This window comes from Paenibacillus bouchesdurhonensis, from assembly GCF_900155685.1.
Taxonomy (GTDB): Bacteria; Bacillota; Bacilli; order Paenibacillales; family Paenibacillaceae; genus Fontibacillus; species Fontibacillus bouchesdurhonensis.
Genome location: NZ_LT732548.1, coordinates 4,317,005 through 4,328,312, shown reverse-complemented (window position 1 = coordinate 4,328,312; position 11,308 = coordinate 4,317,005). Strand labels below are relative to the sequence as shown.

General features: G+C 48.6%; 10 protein-coding genes. 4 read left to right on the top strand and 6 right to left on the bottom strand.

Annotation, left to right across the window (positions count from 1 at the left end):
* Nucleotides 1-103 precede the first annotated feature (103 nt).
* Together CZ379_RS26860 and CZ379_RS27285 are read left to right on the top strand one after the other, a co-directional pair.
* On the top strand, nt 104-358 hold the full coding sequence (locus tag CZ379_RS26860; protein WP_234404999.1) for a hypothetical protein: 255 nt from the start codon (nt 104-106) through the stop codon (nt 356-358).
* Nucleotides 349-627, top strand: a complete 279-nt coding sequence (locus tag CZ379_RS27285; RefSeq protein WP_456093807.1) for a helix-turn-helix transcriptional regulator — start codon at nt 349-351, stop codon at nt 625-627. Before CZ379_RS26860 ends, CZ379_RS27285 begins: the two co-directional genes overlap by 10 nt.
* A gap of 124 nt (nt 628-751) precedes the next feature.
* Here the strand turns inward: CZ379_RS27285 and CZ379_RS23835 are convergent, their stop codons facing one another.
* Together CZ379_RS23835 and CZ379_RS23830 are read right to left on the bottom strand one after the other, a co-directional pair.
* Nucleotides 752-2,038, bottom strand: coding sequence for a glycoside hydrolase family 27 protein (locus tag CZ379_RS23835; RefSeq protein ID WP_110933895.1), 1,287 nt, complete (start codon nt 2,036-2,038; stop codon nt 752-754).
* A 153-nt stretch (nt 2,039-2,191) separates the two neighbouring features.
* Nucleotides 2,192-3,139, bottom strand: coding sequence for an AraC family transcriptional regulator (locus tag CZ379_RS23830; RefSeq protein WP_110933894.1), 948 nt, complete (start codon nt 3,137-3,139; stop codon nt 2,192-2,194).
* Nucleotides 3,140-3,341: 202 nt separating this feature from the next.
* Here CZ379_RS23830 and CZ379_RS23825 point away from each other — a divergent pair, with 202 nt between their 5' ends.
* A complete protein-coding gene (locus tag CZ379_RS23825; protein ID WP_110933893.1) occupies nt 3,342-4,373 on the top strand; it encodes an AraC family transcriptional regulator in 1,032 nt (343 codons plus the stop codon).
* Between the two features lie 174 nt (nt 4,374-4,547).
* Nucleotides 4,548-6,053 carry an alpha-glucosidase/alpha-galactosidase gene (gene melA, locus CZ379_RS23820; RefSeq protein ID WP_110933892.1) on the top strand — a complete coding sequence of 502 codons (1,506 nt, stop codon included), beginning with the start codon at nt 4,548-4,550 and terminating at the stop codon, nt 6,051-6,053.
* Nucleotides 6,054-6,140: 87 nt separating this feature from the next.
* Here melA and CZ379_RS23815 read toward each other — a convergent pair whose 3' ends face one another.
* The 4 genes from CZ379_RS23815 to CZ379_RS23800 are packed head-to-tail and all read right to left on the bottom strand — an operon-like array spanning nt 6,141 to nt 11,249.
* Complete coding sequence (locus tag CZ379_RS23815; protein WP_110933891.1) at nt 6,141-7,667, bottom strand: response regulator; 1,527 nt, start codon at nt 7,665-7,667, stop codon at nt 6,141-6,143.
* Nucleotides 7,668-7,694: 27 nt separating this feature from the next.
* On the bottom strand, nt 7,695-9,491 hold the full coding sequence (locus tag CZ379_RS23810; RefSeq protein ID WP_110933890.1) for a sensor histidine kinase: 1,797 nt from the start codon (nt 9,489-9,491) through the stop codon (nt 7,695-7,697).
* A gap of 31 nt (nt 9,492-9,522) precedes the next feature.
* Complete coding sequence (locus tag CZ379_RS23805; protein WP_110933889.1) at nt 9,523-10,356, bottom strand: carbohydrate ABC transporter permease; 834 nt, start codon at nt 10,354-10,356, stop codon at nt 9,523-9,525.
* A complete protein-coding gene (locus tag CZ379_RS23800; RefSeq protein WP_110933888.1) occupies nt 10,353-11,249 on the bottom strand; it encodes a carbohydrate ABC transporter permease in 897 nt (298 codons plus the stop codon). The genes CZ379_RS23805 and CZ379_RS23800 overlap by 4 nt, the downstream gene beginning before the upstream one ends.
* Nucleotides 11,250-11,308 lie beyond the last annotated feature (59 nt).

The window sequence follows — 11,308 nt, the reverse complement described above, 5'->3', positions numbered from 1 at the left end:
TTGGGTCAATTGTTGATATATTCATATTATAGATTTAATGTATAAGGAATAATATATAAGGATTTTCCTTATTTGTATCAATATATGAAACGAGGATCATGAAGTGGAAAGCAAGATGATTTTCTGTAATCTGCATGAAGCGGTTCTCCTGCCTGTATATGCGACAACGCTTGGATATTGGAGGCACCAGCCGGAGACCGTTAGACCCAAGGGCTTTCCCGATTCGAAGCTGCTATTCACTTTGCTGCCCGATTTAAAAAGAGCTTTGCAGCTGCCCTTGAATCAGGATCATGAAATGGAGCGAATCAAGCCTGTCCTGGAGTACGTGGATAGCAATCTTCACCGGCATTGCAGCTGAGTGAGCTGGCTGAGGTCATCTCGGTCTCGCCGCAGTATTTATGCCGTCTTTTTCAGAACACCATGCAGCTTCGGCCTATGGTATACGTGAATCAGCAGCGGATAAATCGCAGCAAGCAGTTGATGTTCAGCGAGCGGGACAAGAAGATATATGAGAATTGCCCAAAGGGTCGGTTTCGAGAATACGAGTTACTATTGCTCCGTATTTCGGCAAATTACTGGAATGAGCCCGAAGGAATTTATGAGGCTCCATGGTTTATGAGACTGTAGATAAGATGAATACTTTAAATATTCAATTGATCTTGATAAGCTGTTACGCATAAATCTGTGGAAATTAACTAAACAAGGAGCTATCCTTTCGCCAGACAAGCGGCAAGGGATAGCTCCTGTTTCATTATTTCAGCGGGTCTAGGCGAAATAGTGCAGCCCCGTGGGGCAGGACACTCGCCGAAAGGCTGCCTTGGATCTCGTTCGCAGCTCCCGTCCAAAGCTCTTTGGCTTGAATTGGGGAAGTTGCACCTAATATGCTGATCGGAAAACTGATATCTAGCGATGTCTCCCCGGTGTTGAAGCAGGCGACATAAAGACTGCCGTCTTGCCCGTCGGCTACCCAAACGATGCGATGTCCCTCCCGCTCAAGCAGTCTGGCATTCCTGCTAGTCTGGTGCATCGCCAGCACCTCACGATTGGTCAGCAGCGATAAAGTCCATTCATCGTTGTCTCTCAGCTCGCCGCCAAAGAACAGCGGGGAGCGGAACAAGCACCAAAGCGTCATCATCGTAACCTGCTCCTCGCGGGTAAAACGCGTCCAACGATCGGCGCCTCCGCCGTCCACGGAACGGATACCGATATGGCCCAGCGGCAACATATCGCAATCGGGCCAGCAACCATCCCCCGATTGGCCTTGCCATCTCTCGCAGCGGTCGAACATGTCGAGCAGGAGTTCCCAATGATCCCAGAAGTCATCGGTCATTCTCCACATGTTCGCATTTTGCGAGAGGAACTCGGCATATTTGACCGGCGCCGGGCCCGGCGACAGGCTCAGCACCATCGGCCGGCCGCAGTGGTCGATTGCGCGGTGAATCAGCTCGATTTCCGGCTGATGCGTATCATAGAGCTTCGATGCAGCGATGTCGTCGACCTTGACGAAGTCCACGCCCCACTGTGCATAAAGCTCGAATAAAGAATTGTAATAAGCCTGCGCGCCATCCTTGGCGGCGTCGACACCGTACATATCCGTATTCCATGGACAAATTGAATTTGGATGGGCGATATCGCGTGCCGTGACAGTTGTATTTTTGATCGGCGTGCCCGCATGGGCGGCCTGCCGCGGAATTCCCCGCATAATGTGAATGCCGAACTTCAGCCCCAGCTGGTGAACATAGTCCGCGAGCGGCTTGAAGCCTTGACCATTCGCTGCCGAAGGGAAACGGTTCTCCGCTGGCATAAGCCTGGCAAATTCGTCCATCACCAGCGGCACGAAGGGGCGGTAGAGGGACGAATTGGCTTCCGGCTCATACCACTGTATATCAACAACAATTGTATCCCATCCATATTCCTTAAGATGCTGAGCCATATATTCGGCATTCCCGCGAACTTCCGCTTCGGTTACAGCAGCTCCATAGCAATCCCAGCTATTCCACCCCATTGGCGGCGTGGGGGCAAACAAACGATGATTCATACGATTGCTCCTCCAATTCATATTCCTAATTTTTGTTGATTGAATAAAGTTGCTCTGTGTTTTAATCATAAGATGCTTATATAATAGACATCTACAACAATTTAGGAAGTTGGATAGCAGAAAATTGCTGTTCGTTTGCAGGGAGCTTTGCGGTCAATCGAAAAAGAGGCGGTTATACTGCAGAACATGGCTGCCCAAGCGAAAAGAACCGGGGGTTTGCCCCGTGAATTTATGGAACACTTTAATATAATAGCTTCCCGATGAGTAACCAACCTGGCTGGCAATCGTCTCGATGCTCCAATCCGTTGACTGCAGAAGCTCAATCGACTCTTCAATTCTCTTTCTATTGACGTAATCGTTAGGCGTAATGCCAACATACTTCGTAAATGTGCGTAAAAAATGGAATTTTGATAAGCCCAACTGCTCAGCAAGCTGCTCCAGACCGATCATGCGGTGATAATGGGAATTCATGAAGCGAACGGCTTCGCGAATGGCGCCCGGCCAATGCTCCTCTTCGCGATAGCGGTCAGAAGCGGCTCGTCTTAGCTCAATAAGGAATTGGTATACAAAAGAGGAGGCGATATACGGATCCGTGATTTTACCGTTATGAGCCTCGTTGAATATAGATTTCAACCTTTGAATCGGCAGCCCATCGGGGTCGAGATAGGGCACGGAACCGATGAGGGAAACAATCTCCCTCCACATCGGCAGAGCTGTCCGGGGACGAATCAGCAAAAAATAAAACTCCCACGGGGTTTTACTCTTTGACGGATAATAATAGCGGTGATTGCTCGGAATTTCGATCAAAAAAGCCCGCCCCGCAGGAATGCGAGTGATGTTATTGCTGCCGTTGCCTGGCTCTGAATTTCCATCCCCGTTCCCGTCTTCAAAATCTCTTGGATCGCCGACTTCAATCATGCCCTCGCCTTGAACGGAATATTGAAATAGTAGCAGTGGGCCATCCGTACGGGTTAAGCCATCCCAAAAGTAATTCGGATGATCTGCAAGCTCATGTCCTACGGCAAACAAGCTGCATAACGGAAGATGCGAAGCGTCATTGAATCGGAATCCGTAAGTCCCGCAAGGCGTCTCTGGTTTCATTTGCTGCCCCCTACGTTCATATCGTTGCTAACGAGTTGATTTTTGCTGTTAAATATCAATAGGATAGCATATTTTCTACGATCAGGGGCCGAGGCCCGAGACAACTTGAAAGAACGGCTGCTGACAAGCTACATTAGTATGAGACAGGAATACGGCAGGAAACCAGACAGAGCAAAACCGCAAGAGTCAGGAGGTCAATGCAATGGAGCGGGGCAGCATATTTCGAACCGGATTATTAGACGGTGATTTTCAACCGGAAATAACAGCTTATTATTTTAAGCAGTGGAATGAGATGAATATGACGTTTCACCGTCACGATTCTACTGAAATTATGTATATCATCTCCGGAGTTTGCCGGGTTGAAGTGCGCAGCGGCAGTGCCAAGGGGAGCGGCTCAAAAGTTGATGGAGTCAGTCTTAAGAAGGGCGAGTTTATTCTGATTGATGCCAATGTACCCCATAGGCTCATTGTAGAGAAGGAGAGCCCATGTCGGATGCTGAATATTGAGTTTCGTTTCTCCGCTTGTCAAGGGAGCTATCCCTCGCTGCGGCAATATCTTGATGATAGCGGGGATAGCGTAACCATGATGACTGCTTCCCCATTTGACTACATCGTGATGCGGGATCCAGAGGATATTTATTATACGTTAAAAAGCTTGGTGCTGGAGTTGGATCGCATCGGACATGAAGTCCCAACTGCCAGAAATGGCAGGGGAGAGACTGGAACAAGCCAAGCCTTTGGGGGCCCGGCAGCAGGGATGCAGCAGCATGACAGGCTTGTCCAGGGTCAGGCCATGGTGCGACTATTGTTTGCCCAGCTGCTCATCTCGCTTGGACGGCTAAGACAGGAGTATAGCACAAGCGGACAGCAGGAATACGATCATTATGTAAAGCAGTGCCTCAATTATCTGCATGAGAACTATGACCAGGAAATCCATGTGCAGGATGTAGCAGGGATTGTCAATCTGCATCCGGGCTATTTACAGCGTATTTTTAAGAATCATACGGGCGAGACGTTGATGCAATATCTAACGCGGCTGCGGATGGACAAGGCATCTATGCTGCTGCTGCACACGGATATTCCGGTTGCCGATATTGCAGATTATGTGGGGATTGGCAGCCGGCAGTATTTCCATGCTCTCTTTAAGAAGCATACTGGCTTTACCCCGGTGCATTATCGTAATTCCCTGCATACTCAAAAGAATGATACAGGATTAAAAAGTGAGGATTTCTGACATTGCAGGCTGCATCAAGTCAGAATATTGATATCGCTTCCGATAAGTCCCCTGATAGAATAAGGCTATAGGTTATCACTCGGGAGATTGCTCTAAGTACTCTTAAGAGTTCTTAAGAAACCTTAAGGAATCTGGGGATTCCCGACATTCCAATACTTGGGGGGATAAATAGTTATGTCATTTAAAGTTGCATTTATCGGTGCTGGCAGTATCGGGTTTACGAGAGGATTGCTTCGGGATCTGTTGTCCGTGAAGGAATTTAGTGATATTGAGGTTGCTTTTACAGACATTAATGAGCACAACCTGGATATGGTGACCGAGCTGTGTCAGCGAGATATTCAGGAGAATGGTCTATCTATTCGTATTCAAGCGACCACGGATCGCCGGGAAGCGCTGAAGGATGCGAAATACGTAATCTGCACAATCCGGGTCGGCGGACTTGAAGCCTTTGCTACGGACGTAGATATTCCGCTGCAATACGGAGTGGATCAGTGCGTCGGCGATACGCTTTGTGCCGGGGGAATTATGTACGGTCAGCGGGGAATTGCGGAGATGCTTAGCATTTGCAAGGATATTCGCGAGGTGGCTGCTAAGGATGTGCTGCTTCTGAATTATGCGAACCCGATGGCCATGCTGACCTGGGCCTGCAATAAGTACGGCGGCGTGCGGACGATTGGGCTATGCCACGGAGTGCAGGGCGGCCACTCGCAAATCGCTGAAGCATTCGGGCTGAAGAAGGAAGAGGTCGATATTATTTGCGCGGGCATCAACCACCAGACATGGTATATTAGCATCCGTCACAATGGGGAGGATTTGACCGATAAGCTGTTGGAGGCGTTTGAGCAGCATCCTGATTTCTCCAGAACCGAGAAGGTGCGCATCGATATGCTGCGTCGATTCGGTTATTACAGCACAGAATCCAATGGGCACTTGAGCGAGTATGTGCCTTGGTACCGGAAGCGGCCGGAGGAAATCATGGACTGGATCGACCTTGGCAGCTGGATTAACGGCGAAACGGGCGGATATTTACGGGTGTGCACGGAAGGGCGCAACTGGTTTGAGACGGACTTCCCGAACTGGATGAAGGAACCGGCACTGGAATTCAAAACAGAGGAACGAAGCGAGGAGCATGGTTCTTACATTATTGAAGGGTTGGAGACCGGCCGGGTATACCGTGGACATTTCAATGTCATCAACCGCGGCATTATTTCTAATCTTCCGGATGATGCGATTATCGAAGCACCGGGATATGTGGATGGCAATGGAATTTCGATGCCGCATGTGGGCGATTTGCCGCTTGGGCCTGCAGCGGTGTGCAATGTGAGCATTTCCGTGCAGCGCCTGGCCGTTGAAGCTGCGGTGAACGGCGATGACAAGCTGCTCCGTCAGGCATTTATGATGGATCCACTGGTCGGAGCTGTCTGTAACCCTCCGGAAATTTGGCAGATGGTCGATGATATGCTCATTGCCCAGGAAGCATGGTTGCCGCAGTATGCAGAAGCTATTGCTGCAGCGAAGGAGCGTCAGGCTTCTAACGAGCGGATTCCAACTCGTGAAGGTTATGCGGGAGCTGCGCGCCAGCATGTGAAAACGGTGGATGAAATGATGGAAGATCGCGAAGCCGCGAACAAGAATGCACGCGAGGCAGATAAAGGGAAGGATCGCGCTTTACAAGAATAAATAACCTGTATAAATTATGCGCACCGGATAAAATGCTAACCAAGGAAAAAATCTTGATGCTCTGTTTGTTGAAGCATCAAGATTTTTTTATTCTTTAGATAGGGAGGAGTTCAGTGGATTTATCTTCTTATATTCACTAGGCGTCACACCGACGACACGTTTGAACAGCTTGTTAAAGTAAGCCGGATCAGGGTAGCCTACCTCACAGCCGATTTCATGGATTTTCAAGTCAGAGCATGTTTTGAGCAGATGCTTTGCTTTCTTAATCCGCATTTCGATCAAGTAATCGGTAATCGTCATGCCTGTCTCTTGCTTAAAGAGCTTGCTGAGATAGCTCGGGGTCAGGTATACCATGTTGGCCAGGCTGCTAAGCTCCGCTTGCTGATCGTAGTTCTCGCGAATCCAGCGCTTGACCGTTTCAACCGACCTGTCCGCCAATTGGAGACGATTTGCCCGGATTTCTTCGAGTCCTTTAAGAAAAAAGGAGAAGAATAAACCTTTTAGCTCTTCAAAAGCAAGACAGGTCAGCATCTGTTCCCTGAGCTGCTCTTCGACCGCGGTGTCGTAGAAAGATCTCCATTCTGGAAGTTCGGCTAATGCTGTATCGAAAATAAGTCGGCATAGTAAGATGATCGATTGCCGAGAGGCCTTGACTTGTTTGACCTCTCCAAACAATTTCTCCAGATCGGTATTTATTTGGGAAGTATTCAATATCTGCATTTGCTCGCCTAGCAATTCCCTTGTGCGGATGAACCAATCCGTGATGTCGGGCTCAGGCTGCGGCAAGTCGTCGTAGTGCCAGCAGCTCCAAGTAGAATAATCGTACAATCCGTAGTCACAAGCCCGCAGCGCTTCGCTGTAGGCTTCGCTTAATTGAGCTGCCTGTTGATATACGCGGCTGGAACCAGCATGGACAAACCCGACGGAAACGAGAGCTGGGCGCAGTTGAGCCAATAGCTTCTTAACAAGCTCCACGCGTGGTTCCTGTGAAAAGTAGCTTATCAGTGCGAGCGTACCGTCTCCTGTATCCACGATATCACTAGAACCAGCCCAGTCTAAAACCGCTAGATTCAGTCGGGCATGAAGCGCGTCTATGTCGCGGCTGCGCAGGACATGTACAGCAAAGTAGGGCAACTGCAGGCTCAACTCAGGCAGCTTGCTGCAAAGGGAGGTGGAACTCTTCAAATAAGAAAGCAGAACCCCGGAGCGGTAGCGCTGCTCTTTGCCAAGACAGGCTTCCTTCTCTCCTTCCAGCTCATAGAGCAGCTTGAACAACTGCTTCTTGTTAATCGGCTTGAGCAGGTAGTCTACCGCAGAATAACGAAGCGCCTGACGGGCGTACTCGAAATCAGTGAATCCGCTCATAATAATGCACCGGATATCCGGCTGAACGGATTTCAACTGCTTGATGAGCTCCAATCCGTCAACAAGCGGCATGCGAATATCTGTAATAACTACATCTACATCCTCGTCTGTTGATTCAATAAACTTCAATGCCTCCTGCCCGTTAGAGCAAATACCGGCTACGATAAATCCAGCGTTCTCTTTACTGATTATTTTGGCTAGTCCTTCGCGAATTGAGGTTTCGTCATCGACAAGTACGATTCGAAGCATTAGAAATTCTCCCTTCTATAGCGTATGCTATCCTTCGTCCCTCAGGAGACCCGCAATCTTTAATGTAACCGTTGTTCCTTCCCCTGGCTTGCTATCAACGGTTAAGTTAGAGCTGTCGCCATAGTGAAGGCGGATTCTTTCGTTGACATTACGCAGTCCGATACCGAATTTATCTACCTTGCCATCGGTTAGGCTGCGGTTCAACTGGGCCAATCTTTCTTCATCCATACCTATGCCGTCGTCGCGAATTTTAAATATGGCGTCCATTCCTTCGTTCCAAGCGGTGATCGTGATCGTGCCGGGTTTCTCCTGCTTCTCGAGTCCGTGAAATACCGCATTCTCTACTATCGGTTGAAAGACCAGCTTAATGATCGACAGATGATAGAAGTTCTGCGGAACGGAGATATGAAATTCTAATTTGTCCGGAAAACGAATTTGCAGCAAGTGCAAATAGTTCTGGACATGGCTTAGCTCCTGTTCGATCGTTACCGTCTCATCGCTGCGCGTGATGCTGTATCTTAGGAGCAAACCAAGTAAATAAGTGAGCTCGGCCACACGATCATCATCATTGAGCTCGGCCAGCATGCGGATCGATTCCAGCGTGTTATATATGAAGTGCGGATTAATTTGGTTTTGCAGAGCGAGTATATCCGCTTTTTGTTTGCTTTTCTCAGTTTCGTAAACTTCCTGCAGCAGCTCCTGAATCCGGAGAATCATGCGATTGAAATGACTGCCGAGTCTGCCGATTTCATCGTTATATTTTACTTGAACCTGGACGTCCAGATTGCCACGCTGCACCTGCTTCATTAATCGCACCGTACGGGTGAGCGGCTTGGTCAGCGCGTAGGAAATAAAGATAGCTACCGCCAGGGCAAAGAATATAATAATCAACGTCGTTATCATAAGGGCGTTTCGGCTTAGCTTCATCGGCGCGAGCAACTCGGTCAGCGGGATATAGGTAATTGTCGTCCATCCCGTGCTTTCAGACACGCTGTATACCGAAATGTACGGCTTGCCTTCGATCTCCAGCTCGAAGTGCCCGCGCTGATCAGTAGCCTGTCTAAGCTGGGGACTGCCGCTTAAATCTTGGCCTAGCATCGAAGGATCGTGGTTATATACGACTTTTCCTTGCTCGTCGACAATGAAGGTATTGCCATGAGTGACTGTGTTTAACGGCTGGATAATCTCTTCGAATAAACGGATATCTACGTCAATGACGATGATTCCGATGTTCTTCAGCGTGCTGACCGATTGAATGCCCCGCATTATTGTGAACACCTGCCGCTGTTCCGAACCGCTGATTCGGATCGAGTGCGTGCCCAGCAGGACGGGGGAGACGCCGGCCTCCTGCGTCCGCATCTCCCATTCTGCAAATCGATCCTCGGGATAGACCTCGTTAATGCCGGGCTTTTTATTGTAGAAAACTGTTCCAAACCGATCGGTCATATAGACTGCGGCAATTTCCTCTTTCATATTTGCCAGATACATGAGGAACATATTAATACTCGTGTTCTTATCCCAATCCGTCCCGCGTTGATCCAAATGCCTCTCTACGTCTTTGTTATAGAGCGGAAGTATGGTATAGCGTTTTAGATCGGCGATATAGCGATCCACTTTGTCCATCGCGTTGTCAGTCATTTGGCCGGCCGAGTTGGTCATATTATTCAGGATGGAATTGGAATTTGCTCGGTACGATGAGTAGCTGACATAGGTGATGGGCAGAGATACTAGAAATACGAAGATGATGACCAGCTTTTTTTGCATGGATAGGTTAGCGAAGAACACCCAGGCTTTTCGGAATAAGTGTGGAATAAATGAGAACATGGGGTATCGTCCTTCCTGCATGGATTGCCGGTTATTTAACTGCGCCGCTCGTTACGCCTTCAAAAATGTATTTCTGCAGTACAAAGTACAAGATGACGGTTGGCAGCAAAATCAATAATATAGCTGCACTGATCAGGTTCCAATCTGCGATGTTGACCCCTTGGAAGCGCATGAGCACCGTGGTGACTACGCCAAGACTCTGCTTTGGCATATAGAGATACGGGGTGTACATATCATTGTAGATGCTGATCGACTTCAGAATGACGAGCGTAGCCGTGGCTGGAGTCAGCAAAGGAAAAATAATCGAGCGGTAAATACGGAACAAAGTGGCTCCTTCTGCCATGGCGTTCTCATCGAGATCGACTGGAATGTTGCGGATGAATTGCAAGTATAGAATTATTTGAATGACGTCGGCGCCAATATAGAGAATAATCGGTGCCCCCAGCGTATTGTATAGTCCAAGCTGCTTGATTATTCCGAACGTGGCAACCTGGGTCGTGATGCTCGGAATAACTGTAGCGAACAGGTAGGCTCCGAATACGGCTTTTTTCAATTTAAACGAAAATCTGCCCAGTACGTAAGCAACCATCGTTCCGAATATGATGTTAAAAACGAGTGCAACGCAAATAATAATCAACGTGTTGCTGAAGCCATTCAGCAGTCCGCCCCGCTCGAAAACGACCTTGAAATTATCAAAGTTAAAAAAGCTGTTAGGCAGCGCCATCGTACTGGCTGTATTGAATTCATCGCTGGACTTAAATGAGTTTACGATAATGACGTAAGGAGGAAACAGGACAACGAATACTCCGATCAGCAGGGAGAGGTATTTGATGATGTCCAGTCCGCTAAATTTTTTGGTGTTCATTTGCTGTTACCTCCTCTGCTAAGAACGAATTGCTGCAGGCCTACGACAAGGATGACAAAAAACAACAGAATGATGCTCATGGCCGAGGCCAGGCCATAATGGTTATAGGCAAATGCGGTCTCTACTACACGCTGTACGTAGGTTTGAGAAGCTCCGGCCGGGCCGCCCTTGGTGAGTACAAACGGCAGATCGAATACTTCCAGCGCACCGGTGACGGTAAGGAACAAATTGAGCTGGATAACCGGCTTCATGTTCGGCAGTGTAATTCGCCAGAAGGTCTGCCAGGCATTGGCTCCGTCAATTTTTGCTGCTTCATAAATATCTCGCGGGATTGCTTGCAGGGATGCGATGTAAATGACCATGTTATAGCCCATGAACCGCCACAAGCCAGTTGAAGCCAGGGAGTAGTTGACCAGGCCAGGCGTGCCGAGCCAGCTCGTTTCGCCCAGCTTTGTTAGTCCGATGCTCTGCAGCAGCAGGTTGAGCGAGCCTTGTGTCGTATCAAACACGTAGCCGAACATGAAAGCGACCGCGACACCGTTCATGATATAAGGAAGAAACAGAAGCAGCCGAAATACGTTTCTTCCCCGCAGCCTGCCGTTTAAGAGGACGGCGAAATAAATGGCCACGATATTTTGGACGATTCCCATGACAAAATAAGCGAAGTTATGGGTAAACACGCCGAAAATATCTGGATTGGAGAACACTTCTTTATAATTATCCAGCCCTACCCAGGGCTTCTCCGGGCTATAGCCGTCCCAATCGGTGAAGCTGAACCAAACCAGCTTGAGCGCCGGATAATAGGTGAAGAGCAGCAGGAGGGCGACCGGTATTAGCAAAAAGGAAAAGATGATAATGTTTTTCTGCGTTTTATATGATAAGGTTCCAAACATTCCCGAATCCCTTCTTTCTATCCGCTGAATTGACAGCAAAATGGATTATCGCCGAGCCG

What these genes read in the sequence shown, in the direction of transcription:
- CZ379_RS23835 (WP_110933895.1), bottom strand. Translation starts at nt 2,038, where the DNA reads ATGAATCATCGTTTGTTTGCCCCCACGCCGCCAATGGGGTGGAATAGC.
- CZ379_RS23830 (WP_110933894.1), bottom strand. Translation starts at nt 3,139, where the DNA reads ATGAAACCAGAGACGCCTTGCGGGACTTACGGATTCCGATTCAATGAC.
- CZ379_RS23825 (WP_110933893.1), top strand. Translation starts at nt 3,342, where the DNA reads ATGGAGCGGGGCAGCATATTTCGAACCGGATTATTAGACGGTGATTTT.
- melA (WP_110933892.1), top strand. Translation starts at nt 4,548, where the DNA reads ATGTCATTTAAAGTTGCATTTATCGGTGCTGGCAGTATCGGGTTTACG.
- CZ379_RS23815 (WP_110933891.1), bottom strand. Translation starts at nt 7,667, where the DNA reads ATGCTTCGAATCGTACTTGTCGATGACGAAACCTCAATTCGCGAAGGA.
- CZ379_RS23810 (WP_110933890.1), bottom strand. Translation starts at nt 9,491, where the DNA reads ATGTTCTCATTTATTCCACACTTATTCCGAAAAGCCTGGGTGTTCTTC.
- CZ379_RS23805 (WP_110933889.1), bottom strand. Translation starts at nt 10,356, where the DNA reads ATGAACACCAAAAAATTTAGCGGACTGGACATCATCAAATACCTCTCC.
- CZ379_RS23800 (WP_110933888.1), bottom strand. Translation starts at nt 11,249, where the DNA reads ATGTTTGGAACCTTATCATATAAAACGCAGAAAAACATTATCATCTTT.